The 15,646-nt window shown below is 52.4% G+C and carries 14 protein-coding genes; 6 read left to right on the forward strand and 8 right to left on the reverse strand.

Annotated features, from left to right (window positions below):
• Nucleotides 1–36 precede the first annotated feature (36 nt).
• The 7 genes from kefC to AC07UY_RS09255 form a co-directional block, all read right to left on the reverse strand.
• Entirely contained in the window at nt 37–1,899 is a 1,863-nt protein-coding gene (gene kefC, locus AC07UY_RS09225) for a glutathione-regulated potassium-efflux system protein KefC (protein ID WP_494701077.1), read from the reverse strand.
• Nucleotides 1,892–2,422 (reverse strand): glutathione-regulated potassium-efflux system oxidoreductase KefF, encoded by a 531-nt coding sequence (kefF, locus tag AC07UY_RS09230; RefSeq protein ID WP_494660026.1) that lies wholly within the window; start codon nt 2,420–2,422, stop codon nt 1,892–1,894. The genes kefC and kefF overlap by 8 nt, the downstream gene beginning before the upstream one ends.
• A 120-nt stretch (nt 2,423–2,542) precedes the next feature.
• Nucleotides 2,543–3,868 (reverse strand): MFS transporter, encoded by a 1,326-nt coding sequence (locus AC07UY_RS09235; protein WP_494660025.1) that lies wholly within the window; start codon nt 3,866–3,868, stop codon nt 2,543–2,545.
• 117 nt (nt 3,869–3,985) lie between these two features.
• A complete protein-coding gene (gene fixX / locus AC07UY_RS09240) occupies nt 3,986–4,273 on the reverse strand; it encodes a ferredoxin-like protein FixX (protein ID WP_162380925.1) in 288 nt (95 codons plus the stop codon).
• Nucleotides 4,270–5,556 (reverse strand): FAD-dependent oxidoreductase, encoded by a 1,287-nt coding sequence (locus tag AC07UY_RS09245; RefSeq protein WP_203358962.1) that lies wholly within the window; start codon nt 5,554–5,556, stop codon nt 4,270–4,272. The genes fixX and AC07UY_RS09245 overlap by 4 nt, the downstream gene beginning before the upstream one ends.
• Before the next feature lie 57 nt (nt 5,557–5,613).
• Nucleotides 5,614–6,555, reverse strand: coding sequence for an electron transfer flavoprotein subunit alpha/FixB family protein (locus tag AC07UY_RS09250; RefSeq protein ID WP_276292874.1), 942 nt, complete (start codon nt 6,553–6,555; stop codon nt 5,614–5,616).
• 11 nt (nt 6,556–6,566) lie between these two features.
• Nucleotides 6,567–7,340, reverse strand: coding sequence for an electron transfer flavoprotein FixA (locus tag AC07UY_RS09255; protein ID WP_301701346.1), 774 nt, complete (start codon nt 7,338–7,340; stop codon nt 6,567–6,569).
• A 481-nt stretch (nt 7,341–7,821) separates the two neighbouring features.
• On the opposite strand from AC07UY_RS09255, the gene caiT reads away from it, so the two are divergent.
• The 6 genes from caiT (at nt 7,822) to caiE (ending at nt 15,040) form a co-directional block, all read left to right on the forward strand.
• Nucleotides 7,822–9,339 carry an L-carnitine/gamma-butyrobetaine antiporter gene (gene caiT, locus AC07UY_RS09260; protein WP_494660022.1) on the forward strand — a complete coding sequence of 506 codons (1,518 nt, stop codon included), beginning with the start codon at nt 7,822–7,824 and terminating at the stop codon, nt 9,337–9,339.
• A gap of 31 nt (nt 9,340–9,370) precedes the next feature.
• Nucleotides 9,371–10,513 carry a crotonobetainyl-CoA dehydrogenase gene (gene caiA, locus AC07UY_RS09265; RefSeq protein WP_192611036.1) on the forward strand — a complete coding sequence of 381 codons (1,143 nt, stop codon included), beginning with the start codon at nt 9,371–9,373 and terminating at the stop codon, nt 10,511–10,513.
• Nucleotides 10,514–10,613: 100 nt separating this feature from the next.
• Nucleotides 10,614–11,834, forward strand: coding sequence for an L-carnitine CoA-transferase (gene caiB / locus AC07UY_RS09270; protein WP_494701076.1), 1,221 nt, complete (start codon nt 10,614–10,616; stop codon nt 11,832–11,834).
• Between the two features lie 64 nt (nt 11,835–11,898).
• A complete protein-coding gene (caiC, locus tag AC07UY_RS09275) occupies nt 11,899–13,452 on the forward strand; it encodes a crotonobetaine/carnitine-CoA ligase (protein ID WP_494701110.1) in 1,554 nt (517 codons plus the stop codon).
• Between the two features lie 116 nt (nt 13,453–13,568).
• The gene (gene caiD, locus AC07UY_RS09280; RefSeq protein WP_203358967.1) at nt 13,569–14,354 is read left to right on the forward strand and encodes a crotonobetainyl-CoA hydratase; all 786 of its coding nucleotides are present in this window, start codon (nt 13,569–13,571) and stop codon (nt 14,352–14,354) included.
• An 89-nt stretch (nt 14,355–14,443) separates the two neighbouring features.
• Entirely contained in the window at nt 14,444–15,040 is a 597-nt protein-coding gene (gene caiE, locus AC07UY_RS09285; protein WP_494701075.1) for a carnitine operon protein CaiE, read from the forward strand.
• A 103-nt stretch (nt 15,041–15,143) separates the two neighbouring features.
• On the opposite strand, the gene caiF is transcribed toward caiE, so the two are convergent.
• Nucleotides 15,144–15,536, reverse strand: coding sequence for a carnitine metabolism transcriptional regulator CaiF (gene caiF, locus AC07UY_RS09290; RefSeq protein ID WP_494660018.1), 393 nt, complete (start codon nt 15,534–15,536; stop codon nt 15,144–15,146).
• Nucleotides 15,537–15,646 lie beyond the last annotated feature (110 nt).

Consider the following 15,646-nt stretch of genomic DNA (forward strand, 5'->3'; position numbering starts at 1 on the left):
TAGCAGTAAAGTTTGCAGAACATCACATTTTTTACCTTATGCTGACGGTTTCACTTCCGGCTCATCGGCAACGTCGCCCGTATGTTTACCTTCATCCGTGCCTTGCCAGCCATGGCGTTGAATTAAAGACAAATGTTCGCGATCTTCGGTGATGATTTCACTCAGCATTGCACTGGTGCGTTTGTAGACGGCCGCGCGGGCATTTGCGTCATTTTCCCCCATTGCCATCTCTTCAACCATTTGCGTATTGAAATGGCGGAACAAGTCCGCGCGCTCACGCGCTTCATAACGGCCTAATCCTAAACTTTCCAGCGCCAGACGCCCGGTCTTTAACGCGCCTTCAAAGGTTTCACGTTCCGGCATCTCCACCCCGGCCTGTCGCAAACGAATGTAGTGATCGACATCGCGGGCGCGGGCAAGAATTTGCAGACTGGGGAAATGGGTCTTCACCATTTCAGTCAGCTCAAGACTGGTTTGCGGATCGTCAATGGCGTTAATTAACACCTCTGCTTTTGCAGCCCCCGCAGATTCCAGCAAATCCATGCGCGTCGCATCGCCGTAAAACACCTTCATACCAAATTTACGCAGCGTCTCAATATGGTCAGGGTCGTGATCGAGGACGACCATTTTCACCCCGCTCGACAACAGCAAACGACCGGTTATCTGACCATAGCGCCCGAACCCGGCGATGATCACCCGCGGTTGTTCTTCATCAATTTCATCAGCTTCACGTTCTTCTTCGGCCGCGGATTTTTCCATCCGGGTCAGCAGCACCAGCAAAATCGGCGTCGCCGCCATAGAGAGTGCCACCGCCAGCGTCAGCGCTTTGGCCCATTCAGGATCCAGCACATTCGCCATTTGCGCCGCACCAAACACCACAAACGCAAATTCACTCCCTTGCCCTAATAATACGGCAAACCAGCGACGTTGTTTGTTCGGAACCTGCAATGGTCGGGCAATCAGCCACAGCATACCCATTTTAATGACCAGGAAGCCCACCAGCAGAATGACGATACGCAGCGGGTTATCAATCAGCGTGCCAAAATCGATCGACATGCCGACGCCAATGAAAAATAGCCCCAGCAATAGCCCTTTAAACGGCTCAATATCGCTTTCCAGCGCATGTCGGTATTCTGAACTCGCCAGCAGCACGCCAGCCAGAAACGCGCCCATCGCCATTGAGAGCCCCACCTCTTCCAGCAGCAAACCGAAGCCGAAAACAAGGAACAGCGCCACGGCGCTGAAGACTTCCCGCAGGCCTGAACGAGCCACAAAGCGCAGTGCCGGACGCGAGACATAGCGCCCCAGCAACACCACCAACACCAGAGCACCTGCGACTTTCAATGCCGAAAGCGCAAACGCCCCCAGGGTCGTGGCTGCACCGCTGGCCGCCAGCAAGGGAATCATCGCCACCAGCGGAATCGCCGCGATATCCTGGAACAGCAGCACCGCAAAGGCGCTACGCCCCATTTGAGAAACCGTCAGATTACGTTCGTTCATCGCCTGCATGGCGATGGCCGTCGAGGAGAGCGCCAGCGTCATACCAATCAGCTCTGCAACCTGCCAGCGCAGACCGAGGAACATACAGAACAGCCCAATCAGGCCGCCACAAACCACCATCTGCAAAGCGCCGCCGCCAAACACCGAGGCCCGCAGTTTCCACAAACGCTGCGGATCCAGCTCAAGGCCGATAACAAACAGCATCAGCACCACGCCAATCTCAGCAAAATGCAGGATAGATTCGGCGTCTGTCACCAGGCGTAATCCCCAGGGGCCGATAATGCATCCGGCAATGAGATACCCCAGCACCGACCCTAAGCCAAGCCGCACAGCAATCGGCACAATCAGCGCCGCAGAACCCAGATAAATTAACGCCTGTATTAGCGTGTGACTATCCATTGTGCGCCTCCTGCCATTCCATCAACCGCTGCTTGTAGTGACGCGCCTGCGCCTGCAACGTTTCGTCATCGCAAATAAAGGTGCAATGCACAGCAAACGGCGGCTGCCAGGTCAATCCGCAGTAAATTGCAGTGGCCTGCAGAGGTTGAGAAAGCACGTCAAACCCCGGGTGTGAGCCAATATCAAAATGGCTTTCGCCGCCGCCCGTGGTGACGGCCCACATCAGGTGTTTATCGCGAAGCGCGGTTCCGCCGTGCCCATAGGCCCAGCCGTGAGAAAGGACTTTATCCATCCAGAGTTTAAGCAAGGGGGGAACGCCGTACCACTGCATCGGGTGTTGCCAGATGACCAGGTCAGCGCGGGATAGCGCTTCCTGTTCTGCGGCGATATCGATATTGAAGTCGGGATAGAGCTGGTAAAGAGAGCGAATTTCTACACCGTCCAGCGTCCTTGCCTGTTCGAGCATCCGCTTATTCGCATGCGAATGGTGCGGATAGGGATGCGCGTAAATGATAAGAATCATGATTAGCCTGTTATTTTGCGACACTCTTTTACCACAGAGTGTAGTCAGTTATTCACCAGGCTTATAGTCAATATTCTTGAGCGGTCAGGATGAGAATTCTGAACGAGTGGTTCCGGCCGCTTATGGCTTACCGCGAATTTTCATATTCCCTGTCTGCAACAGCGTCAGGCCACGCGTTTCCGGGGCAAACATGACGGAGACAACCAGACCTATCAGCGAAATCAGTGCCCCAATCAGCATCACGTTATTAATTCCGTAGCGGGTGATGAAAATCGGTAACGCCCAGGTGGAGACCACCGTCCCGATACGGCTGAGCGACATGATCACACCGACCGCAGAAGCGCGAATGTCAGTGGGAAACAGCTCGTTGGGGTAAAGCCATTGCAAAATACCCGGCCCACCGGAGAAAAACGCATAGACCGCAAACGCCACCACCACCAGACCGATCCCTAAATTGGGGATAAACCCAAGCAGCGCCAGGGCGAACGTCATCATCGCAAAGCTGCCGATAAGCAACGGGCGGCGACCGATGCTGTTCAGCCAGAACATGGCCGGAACACAGCCCAGCATAAAGAAGAGGCTGATCACCACGTTTCCTAATGCCGCACTCCGCCCCTGCTCCCAGCCGAGCAACCCGACTATCTGCGGACCAAAGGTGTAGATGGCAAACATCGGGATCACCTGGCAGGTCCAGATAACCGCCACGAAAAGCACAAACGGAAAATGGCGGCGGTTGAACAACTGCAGGAAGCGGGTTTCCTTAGGCGGTTCATCATCAAAAACGACGGGTTCGCCAAACAGTTTGATCATCATCTTCTGGCACTCTTCCACCCGCCCTTTGCGTAGCAGCCATCGCGGGGACTCCGGGAGGTCAAAACGGCCAATCAGGATGATAAGGCACGGAATCGCAGCGCTGCCAAGCATCCAGCGCCAGCCGCCTTCAACGTCATATAAGCAGTAACCGACCAGATTGGCGCAGGTCGCGCCCACATACCACATGGCGGCAATAAAACCGATGGAAAACGCCCGCTGGCGAGTGTTGGAAAACTCGGTGATCATCGAGGTGGCGATGGGATAATCTGCGCCTATCACAATCCCAATCAGCACGCGCATGATGAGCAGTTCAAACGGTGTAGAGACAAACATGGTCGCCACCGATATCACCCCAATGGCGACGATATCGATAAGGAACATTTTGCGACGTCCGACCTTGTCGCAAATATAGCCAAACAGCGAAGTACCGACAAACAGCCCAGCCAGCGTCGCGGCGCCGAGCATACCGATCCACTCGGCATCCAGGCCCAATGTCGGGGTCAATTGCTCCAGGGCAACGCCGATGATGACGAGTACATATCCATCCAGAAAAGGCCCACCGCTTCCCCACAGCATGATACGGCGGTGAATAGATGAGAATTTGAGGTCATCAAAATTCCTGGGCTGCTGCATGGCTATTTCCTGTTTCATCGGCAATATTGCCGGATGGCGACGAGAAACGTCTTATCCGGCCAAAAAACTGCATATTTTAGTTGGCCGGATGCGCGTAAGCGCTACCCGGCATCGGGCTCAGCCGTAACGAAACTCCACGCCAAAGGTGCCACGCGGGTATTCCCACTTTTCCAGCGCCGTCCCCAAACCGAGGATCCGGCAGGTGCCGCATTCAAGACACCCTGCATAATCAAAACGTACGCTACCGTCATCCTGTTTTTTATACAATCCCGCAGGGCAGGCCTTGATCAGAACTTCCAGCGCCTGTTTATCGGGGTCAGTTTTCAGAATGATGTGTGGGTTCTCTTCATCCACATTGAATTTATTAACGCCCAGTTTGACGTCTACATTGACGGAAGAAGTCATAATGCGGTTACTCCTTTAATGCCGTCCTTCATCAGATTGATAAAGCCGACTTTCTTGGCATGGCGCAGGATTTTTTTACGCATCGGCACTGGCGCGCTGCCATCAATGGTGAAGAGATCGCGCGCAATGCCGACCACCATTTCAGGGTATTGCGTAAACATGCGCGGGTTGTCGAGGAATGCAGGTAAACGCTGGTACATGCGCATATCACGCATCGGGCCGTTGTCCAGATGCTGATGATATTCCGCCAGTCCTTGCTTGCTGAAATCGTTGCTACGCATGGCAGAGAGCACTGTTTTCGCGGCGGCTTCACCGGCTGATACCGCCAGATCCATACCGCGAATAGTAAAGCCCAGGTTCATACACATTCCGGCGGCATCACCGGCAATCAACACGCCGTCACCTACCAGCTCAGGCTGCATGTTCATTCCGGCCTCAGGAACGACGTGCGCAGCGTATTCGACCATCTTGCCGCCTGCAATGAGCGGCGCGACTGCCGGGTGTTGTTTAAAGTCTTCCAGCATTTGTGGAACCGATTTTTTGGCGTCTTTCAGATGATGAAGGCCACACACCAGTCCCAGAGAAATGGTTGTTTCATTGGTATAGAGGAAACCGCCGCCCATCAGGCCGTCGGTTGGCGATCCCGCAAACAGACAGGCAGCCCCTTCGTTGCCCTGCAGCTGGAAGCGATCTTCAATCACCGATTTAGGTAATTCGATAAGCTCTTTTACCCCGACCGCAACGTGTTCTGCTTCAACGCGTTTTGCCATGCCCAGCTGTTCCGCCAACAGAGAATTCACCCCGTCGGCAAGGATAACGACCTTCGCTTCGAGAATATCGCCATCGGCTTCTACACCCACCACTTTCCCGTCGCGCTTAACGACGTTATCGACGCGGATGCCGGTGATCAGCTGCGCACCCGCTTCTTCCGCCTGTTCCATGAGCCAGGCATCAAATTTACTGCGCAGTACGGAATAAGAGACTTGTGAAGGTGCGGCGTCTTCACCGTTGAAATAATCCACCGTCATCGCCCCTTTATCCGTCATAAAGGCGAGTTTTTCGTGGGTAATCACACGTTCGACGGGGGCCTGTTCAGCAAACCCAGGGAGAATGCGTTCAAGACTATGGGCATAAATACGCCCACCGGTGACATTCTTCGCACCTGCGGAATTGCCGCGCTCGATAACTAACACCTGTGCCCCTTCACGGGCGAGCACCAGCGCCGCAACCGAACCGGCCAGCCCTGCTCCCACGATGATGGCATCAAAGATATCTTCGGACATAAGAACTCCAGATTAACCTGTCGATGGCAGGGCCGGGATCCGGCCCTGCCTGGTGGATCAGCGTGCTAACGCGCTCGTGAGCGCTGGCAGGATCTTCATAACATCGCCGACAATGCCGTAATCAGCGTATTGGAATATCGGGGCATTTTTATCTTTGTTAATGGCGCAAATGGTTTGTGAGCCGTTCGCCCCTACCATGTGCTGAATTTGCCCGGAAATCCCGACCGCCAGGTACAGATCTGGCTTAAGCATCAGGTTGGAGATCCCGACATAACGCTCATGCTCCATCCACTTTTCGTTTTCCGCTACCGGGCGAGAGCAAGCCAGCTCCGCGCCAATGGCTTCGCACAGCGCGACCGCCAGAGAAATATTCTCTTTGCTGCCGATACCTCGTCCAACGCTGACCACCAGGCGCGCTTTGTCGAGATCAACGCTGTTGCTTTGACGCGCCAGTGTTGCCGTGCGGGTCACCGCAATCTCAGGTGACTGCCACTGTACAACCTGCGCAGTCCCACTCAGAGAGGCATCCTGAGCCGCGGCCTCAAACGTGCCGCTGCTGAGCGTGATAACAGCAAATGGCGACGCGATCGTCTCTTCACCAATGGCCAGACCGCCATAGACCATATGTTTAACGGCCGCACGCCCCTCTTTTTGCTCTACCGCGCTCGCGTCGTTGGAGACGGCGGCTGACAAACGAAACGCCAGCTTTGCCGCCAGCAGTTTGCCGCGACGGGTATTAGGCAGCAGCACCACTCCCGCCTCGCTTTGCTGACGAATGGTTTGCACCATCACGTCGGCATAATCTTCCATCATGCGGTCATCGGGCTTACCGCTCAGTTGCCAGACGTGATTTGCGCCGGACTGAAACGCCGTTACGCCATCAGTATCGTTAAGCACAAACGCATTAATCTGTTCACCTAAAGCCTGTGCGCCACCCATCAGTTCCGGCAGGCGAGAAGGGGTATCGCTGAATACCCAGACACTGGAAAACTTGCTCATAACATCCCCTTTTAACGAATAATTTTGCGCAGATGATCGGCAAACGCGGCGATCTGTTCTTCACCATCGCCTTCAATGACGATGCGCTGACGTTCGCGCTGTTTCGGCGCAGCAACCTGTTGAGCGGAATAAGCGTCAACCGCATTGAATCCGATATCCGCAGATGACCAGACCTGAACCGGTTTTTTGGCCGCGCCAAGAATAGCTTTCATGGACGGAATCTGCGGAGTGTTAATGTCGGTAGAAACGGCCACCACCGCAGGAAGGGGAATGCTCAGAGTTTCGATTTCATCTTCCAGCTCACGTTCCACCGTGAGGGTGTTATCCGCCAGCGAGAGGATCTTGCTGACGCCATTAATGGCGGGGATCTGCAGCGTTTCGCCTACCAGCAGGCTCACCTGCTGTGCATAAAGGTCAGAAGAACCATCGCCACAGACAATCAGATCAAAGCCGGATTTTTTCGCGGCGGCAGCCAGCGCGGCAGCCGTATGCTGCGGTAACGCCTGTTCAAACTGGTCGTCAATCACCACGATCAGTTCATCAGGACCACGGGAAAGCACATCTTTACGCCCTTTGGCGTTAGTCAGCGCTTTGCCGCCCACGCTGAGCGCAATAACCTGAGCCTCACCAACCTGCTGTTTTAACTGACAAGCAGCTTCGATCGCATTCAGATCATATTGGCTGATTTTGCCATCCGCTTTGCTGAGATCTAATGATCCATCAGCATTATTAATTACAATATCCTGTTCATCAGGTACGCACTTGTAGCAAGTAATTATCTTCATTGCATCTCCAGAAATCATGAAGGAAACGTCGTTCATATCGGCAGTGTTAAATATACAGATACCACGCTCTTTAATTCGGAAATAAAACATTAATCACCAATATTGAAAATGTCACACACTGATATTTTCAACTTTCAATAATGTTAAGTCCCTCACCAATATTGAAAGCAGACATCAAAGCCCAAAACTTTCAATATTGTTTTGTTGATCACCAATATTGAATGCCAGAGAGTTAAAAAAGTAAAAAAATCACACATAAGCATTTGATTTTAAATCAAAAACAAACAAATAATCGCCAAAAATCACCCGGTATAAAAGTGTGACGCAGGTAACAGTACACAGAGGGCTGAATACCCATTATGAAGTACTTTCCAACGCGTCCCCGAGGTTAATAAATCATTAAATTATTATTACAAAAAACAAACAATAAATAACATCCGGGAACACAAAATAAATTTTGTTTTGACACTGGAATTAACTCATGAAAAATGAAAAGAAAAAGTCTGGAATTGAACCAAAGGTTTTTTTTCCGCCCTTAATAATTGTTGGAATACTATGTTGGTTAACCGTTCGCGATCTTGATGCGGCAAATGTCGTTATTAACGCCGTATTTAGTTACGTCACGAATGTCTGGGGTTGGGCATTCGAATGGTACATGATCGTTATGCTTTTTGGTTGGTTCTGGCTGGTTTTTGGCCCCTATGCCAAAAAGAAATTAGGCGATGAAGCACCGGAATTCAGCACCACCAGCTGGATTTTTATGATGTTTGCCTCCTGTACCTCAGCCGCCGTCTTATTCTGGGGTTCGATTGAGATTTACTACTACATCTCGACACCGCCGTTTGCCCTTGCGGCGAATTCCACGGGCGCGAAAGAGCTCGGCCTTGCCTACAGCTTGTTCCACTGGGGACCGTTACCGTGGGCAACCTATAGCTTCCTCTCCGTCGCGTTCGCTTACTTTTTCTTTGTTCGCAAAATGGACGTTATTCGCCCCAGCTCAACGCTGGTGCCGCTGGTCGGAGAGAAACACGCAAAAGGCTTATTCGGGACCATCGTTGATAACTTCTATCTGGTGGCACTGATCTTCGCGATGGGTACCAGTCTGGGTCTGGCGACACCGCTGGTCACAGAGTGTATGCAGTGGTTGTTTGGCATTCCGCACACCCTGCAACTGGACGCCATCATCATCACCTGTTGGATCATCCTGAACGCGATTTGCGTCGCCTGTGGTCTGCAAAAAGGGGTGAAAATCGCCAGTGACGTACGTAGTTATTTGAGTTTCCTGATGTTGGGCTGGGTGTTTATTGTCAGCGGCGCCAGCTTCATCATGAACTACTTCACTGATTCCGTCGGCATGCTGCTGATGTATCTCCCACGCATGCTGTTTTATACCGATGCCATCGGCAAAGGCGGCTTCCCGCAAGGCTGGACGGTCTTCTACTGGGCCTGGTGGGTTATCTACGCCATCCAGATGAGTATCTTCCTCGCCCGTATTTCCCGTGGACGTACCGTTCGTGAATTGTGCTTCGGGATGGTGCTGGGTCTGACCGCATCTACCTGGATCCTGTGGACCGTTCTCGGCAGTAACACCCTGCTGCTGATGGACAAAAACATTCTCAATATTCCGCAGTTGATCGAACAGCACGGTGTGGCGCGCGCCATCATCGAAACCTGGGCCGCACTGCCGTTCAGTACCGCCACGATGTGGGGATTCTTTATCCTCTGCTTTATCGCCACGGTAACACTGATTAACGCCTGTTCTTACACCCTGGCAATGTCGACCTGCCGCGAAGTACGCGACGGCGAAGAACCGCCTCTGCTGATTCGCATCGGTTGGTCAGTGCTGGTTGGCATCATCGGTATCGTACTGCTGGCGCTTGGTGGGCTGAAACCGATTCAAACCGCCATTATCGCCGGCGGCTGTCCGTTGTTCTTCGTCAATATCATGGTGACGCTGTCCTTTATTAAAGACGCCAAAGTGCACTGGAAAGACAAGTAACTTTAACCCCAATATATCAAGAGGTTGGAAGATGGATTTTAATTTAAATGACGAGCAGGAACTGTTTGTCGCCGGTATTCGTGAACTGATGGCCAGTGAAAACTGGGAAGCGTATTTTGCCGAGTGCGATCGCGACAGCGTCTATCCAGAACGTTTTGTAAAAGCACTGGCGGATATGGGCATTGATAGCCTGCTGATCCCGGAAGAACACGGCGGACTGGAAGCCGGTTTTGTCACCGTCGCAGCGGTCTGGATGGAACTGGGACGCCTGGGCGCGCCAACGTATGTTCTGTACCAGCTTCCAGGCGGGTTTAACACCTTCCTGCGCGAAGGAACCCAGGAGCAGATCGATAAGATCATGGCTTTCCAGGGGACCGGGAAGCAAATGTGGAACTCCGCCATCACAGAACCGGGAGCGGGATCAGATGTTGGCAGTTTAAAAACTACTTATACACGCAAAAATGGTAAGGTTTATCTTAACGGCAGTAAGTGCTTTATCACCAGTAGCGCCTATACCCCTTACGTTGTGGTAATGGCACGAGACGCCGCCTCTCCGGACAAACCAGTTTATACCGAATGGTGTGTCGATATGAGCAAAGCGGGCATCAAAGTTAACAAACTTGAGAAGCTCGGTCTGCGCATGGACAGCTGCTGTGAAATCAACTTTGACGACGTCGAACTGGAAGAGAAAGACATGTTCGGTCGTGAAGGTAATGGCTTTAACCGCGTAAAAGAAGAGTTCGATCACGAACGTTTCCTGGTGGCCTTAACCAACTACGGTACCGCGATGTGCGCCTTTGAAGATGCCGCGCGCTATGCGAATCAGCGTGTGCAGTTTGGCGAAACTATCGGCCGCTTCCAGCTGATTCAGGAAAAATTCGCTCACATGGCGATTAAATTAAACTCCATGAAAAACATGCTGTTTGAAGCAGCATGGAAGAGCGATAACGGCACCATCACCTCCGGTGATGCCGCGATGTGTAAGTACTTCTGCGCCAATGCTGCGTTTGAAGTTGTGGACAGTGCTATGCAGGTGTTGGGCGGCGTGGGGATTGCGGGCAACCACCGTATCACGCGTTTCTGGCGTGACCTGCGCGTTGACCGTGTATCCGGCGGTTCTGACGAAATGCAGATCCTGACGCTGGGTCGTGCAGTACTGAAACAATATCGCTAAATGGAATGCCCGGTAGCGCTTCGCTTACCGGGCCTACGTTTTTGTTGCCCGGATAAGGCGTTTACGTCGCTGTCCGGCAACATGCAGCAGGAGCCATATCATGACCGAGCATTTACCGATGCCCACCTTTGGGCCACTTACCGGGTTGAGGGTTGTCTTCTCCGGGATTGAAATCGCTGGACCGTTCGCCGGGCAAATGTTTGCCGAGTGGGGCGCGGAAGTCATCTGGATTGAAAACGTTGCCTGGGCCGATACGATCCGCGTCCAGCCCAACTATCCACAACTTTCACGTCGTAATCTGCACGCTCTTTCCCTGAACATTTTCAAAGATGAAGGCCGGGAAGCGTTTCTTAAACTCATGGAAACCACCGATATCTTCATTGAAGCCAGTAAAGGTCCGGCATTTGCCCGTCGGGGGATCACCGATGAAGTGCTCTGGGAGCATAACCCGAAGCTGGTTATCGCCCATCTTTCCGGTTTTGGCCAGTACGGTACCGAGGAGTACACCAACCTTCCGGCGTATAACACCATCGCCCAGGCTTTCAGCGGCTACCTGATTCAAAACGGCGACGTCGATCAGCCGATGCCTGCCTTCCCGTACACGGCGGACTATTTTTCCGGCATGACCGCGACCACCGCGGCGCTGGCGGCACTGCACAAAGTGCGTGAAACCGGTAAAGGCGAAAGTATTGATATCGCCATGTACGAAGTCATGTTGCGCATGGGGCAGTACTTCATGATGGATCACTTCAACGGCGGTGAAGTTTGCCCGCGAATGACCAAAGGCAAAGACCCCTATTACGCCGGGTGCGGACTCTATAAATGCGCGGACGGCTATATCGTCATGGAGCTGGTCGGCATTACCCAAATTAACGAATGCTTTAAAGATATTGGCCTTGCACACATCCTGGGAACGCCAGAAGTCCCGGAAGGCACGCAGCTGATTCACCGCATCGAGTGTCCGTATGGACCTTTAGTGGAAGAAAAACTGGATGCCTGGCTGGCAACGCACACCATCGCCGAGGTGCAGGAACGTTTTGCCGAGTTGAATATCGCCTGTGCAAAAGTGCTGACTATCCCGGAACTGGAAGGCAACCCGCAATACGTTGCCCGTGAATCCATCACCCAGTGGCAAACGATAGACGGCCGCACCTGTAAAGGGCCGAACGTGATGCCGAAATTCAAAAACAACCCTGGGAAAATCTGGCGAGGCATGCCTTCACACGGCATGGATACCGCCGCCATTCTTAAAAATATCGGTTATAGCGAAGCAGACATTAAAGAGCTGGTCGGCAAAGGTCTGGCCAAAGTTGAGAACTAAACGCGGTCGCGCTGGCTGGCTTTGCCAGTTAGCGCCATCACGGTGAAAAATGGATAGAGGTGCAATGGATATCGTTGGCGGACAAAACTTACGTCAGATGTGGGACGACCTTGCGGACGTCTATGATGATAAAATGGCGCTCATTTTCGAGTCCAGCGAGGGCATCGTACAGCAATTCAGTTATGCCTCGCTGAATGAGGAAATCAACCGTACAGCAAACTTGTTCCATTCGTTAGGTATTCGAAAGGGCGATAAGGTTGCACTGCATCTGGATAACTGTCCGGAATTTATCTTCTGCTGGTTCGGACTGGCAAAAATTGGGGCTGTCATGGTGCCAATTAATGCCCGATTACTGCGGGAAGAAAGCACCTGGATTTTGCAAAGTAGCCAGGCTCAGCTGTTAGTCACCAGCAGTCAGTTCTATCCGATGTACCAACAAATTCAGCAGGATGACGACAATCCGCTTACGCACATTTGTCTCATCGGGCAGGACATTCCAAAGGTCGATGGCGTTATCAACTTTACGCAGTTGAGAGAGCAGCAATCCACCACGCTTCGTTATGCCCCGCCGCTCAGTACAGACGATACCGCCGAAATCCTGTTCACCTCTGGCACCACATCACGCCCGAAAGGGGTGGTCATCACCCACTATAATTTACGTTTCGCAGGCTACTACTCCTCCTGGCAGTGCGCCTTGCGCGAGGATGATATTTACCTGACGGTGATGCCTGCTTTTCATATCGACTGTCAGTGTACGGCGGCAATGGCCGCGTTCTCGGTAGGCAGTACCTTTGTATTGCTCGAGAAATACAGCGCCCGCGCGTTTTGGGAACAGGTACGAAAATACCGCGCCACCGTCACCGAATGCATCCCAATGATGATCCGAACGCTGATGGTGCAACCCGAATCGCCGCAAGACCGGCAGCATCACCTGCGCGAAGTGATGTTCTACCTCAACCTGTCGGTACAGGAAAAAGATGACTTTATTACGCGCTTCGGCGTCAGATTACTGACCTCCTACGGAATGACGGAGACCATTGTCGGGATCATTGGCGACAGACCGGGAGACAAGCGACGCTGGCCCTCTATCGGGCGCGTCGGTTTTTGCTATGAAGCCGAAATTCGTGATGAGAACAACCGCCCTCTTCCCCCGGGTGAGACAGGTGAAATCTGTATCAAAGGCATCCCAGGGAAAACCATTTTCAAAGAATATTACGACCGCCCGGATGCGACCGCAAAAGCGCTGGAGCCAGAGGGCTGGTTGCATACCGGTGACTCCGGCTACCGGGACGAAGAGGGCTTTTTCTATTTTGTCGACCGGCGCTGCAACATGATCAAGCGTGGAGGGGAAAACGTCTCCTGCGTTGAACTGGAAAATATTATTTCCGCACACCCGAAGATTCAGGACATCGTTGTCGTCGGGATTAAAGATTCTATTCGCGATGAAGCGATTAAAGCCTTTGTGGTCCTTAATGAAGGGGAAACGTTAAGCGAAGATGAATTTTTCGGTTTTTGTGAAATGAATATGGCGAAATTTAAAGTTCCCTCTTTTATGGAGATACGAACCGATTTGCCACGCAATTGTTCAGGAAAAATAATCAAAAAAAATCTGAAATAACGCACACGGTGGGGAAATAGCCCACGCAGAAAAATATCACGACGAAATGGATGCAGCGCTTTGCAGGATCCGTGCTGCCTCTGTAACGGAATAAAAATAATTAAGGAGTGAAAAAAATGAGTGAATCATTACATCTGACCCGCAACGGCCACATTCTGGAAATTACCCTGGACAGGCCAAAAGCGAATGCCATCGACGCCAAAACCAGTTTCGAAATGGGCGAGGTTTTTCTCCAGTTCCGTGACGATCCAGAGCTGCGCGTGGCCATTATTACTGGCGGCGGAGAAAAATTCTTTTCTGCCGGCTGGGACCTGAAAGCCGCCGCTGAAGGTGAAGCGCCAGATGCCGATTTTGGTCCTGGCGGATTCGCCGGTTTAACCGAAATCTTTGACCTCGACAAACCGGTCATTGCCGCCGTTAACGGCTATGCGTTTGGCGGCGGTTTTGAGCTGGCACTGGCGGCTGACTTTATTGTCTGCGCAGAAAACGCCAGCTTCGCGTTGCCGGAAGCCAAACTGGGGATCGTGCCAGACAGCGGCGGCGTACTGCGTCTGCCTAAACTGCTGCCTCCTGCCATCGTCAATGAAATGGTGATGACCGGCAGACGCATGGATGCTGAAGAAGCACTGCGCTGGGGGATCGTGAACCGCGTCGTGAGCCAGTCTGAACTCATGGATAGCGCCCGCGAACTGGCGCAACAACTGGTAGACAGCGCACCGCTGGCCATCGCCGCGCTCAAAGAGATTTACCGCGCAACCAGCGAAATGCCGGTTGAAGAAGGCTATCGCCACATCCGCAGCGGCGCGCTAAAACATTATCCTGCAGTACTGCATTCCGAAGATGCCGTCGAAGGGCCACTGGCGTTTGCAGAAAAACGCGACCCGGTCTGGAAAGGACGTTAATACCTGATTCAGGCCTACAAAGAGTAACTGTTTCGTAGGCCTGATAAGGCATTAATGCCGCCATCCGGCAAAAAAATAAAGGAAAATTTATGAGCTATTACGCCTTTGAAGGCCTGATTCCGGTGGTACACCCAGAGGCGTATGTCCATCCCAGCGCCGTGCTTATTGGAGATGTGATTGTTGGGGCCGGGGTGTATATCGGCCCACACGCTTCGCTGCGCGGCGACTATGGCCGCCTGATCCTTGAAGCGGGCGCCAATCTCCAGGATGGCTGCATTATGCATGGCTATTGCGACACCGACACCATAGTGCATGAGAATGGGCACATTGGACACGGCGCGATTCTGCACGGTTGCATTGTAGGGCGGGACGCGCTGGTCGGCATGAACAGCGTCATCATGGACGGCGCAGTGATTGGCGAAGAGAGCATCGTCGCTGCAATGAGTTTTGTGAAAGCAGGATTTGCCGGTGCTCCCCGCCAGCTACTGGTGGGCACACCCGCACGTTTTCTGCGCCCGGTGACGGACGACGAGTTACGCTGGAAGCGGCTCAATACGAAGGAATATCAGGATCTTGCTGTCCGCTGTCGGACCGCGCTACATGAAACACAACCGTTAACACAGGTAGAAGAAAACCGGCCGCGGCTAAAAGGCACCACGGAAGTAAAACCAAAATCGGAAATGTAAACCATGCCGGATGGCGCCAGCGCCTGTCTGGCCGTTCAGAAAGGTGAAAGTGTTTGCCGGATAAGGCGTTTCACGACGCCCTCCGACAAACAGGCCATTACGATTAACGACGCATGCTTTTAGAGAGCATCATCTGCCATTTTTGTTCGCGATTGAGCTCCCTCGGCGGTACAGACATACAGGTTCGGCTCACCGGGCTGACCACTTTTGTCTGCGCACTGATACCCAGGCGGGTATACAGTGAAGCATCAATATTATTGATACGCACCAGTCGCTGACATTGACATCCCCGCCCCTCAAGTTGGTTTGGAATTGTCTTGGTTTCGCAGGCTATTTCCCCAACCTCAGAGAGAATATAAGAAACCGTATTAATCGCTTTGCAATGGTCCATATCAAAATGCTTTGCTATCTCTTTGGCGCTAACCCAACGATTTTGCGCCATCACCCAATCAGCAATTAACAAATAAAGTGGTTTTTCAACATATTCTTCACACATAGGCACACCATTTTCACTAATTAAAATTCTTGCTCAGGCTCTGTCGGCGCAAATTAACGCAATGCCATTAGCCATATTAAAGTCGTGGATATCAGCGATAATATGCAAGT

The organism is Citrobacter sp. GW821-FHT02E08, assembly GCF_059421685.1.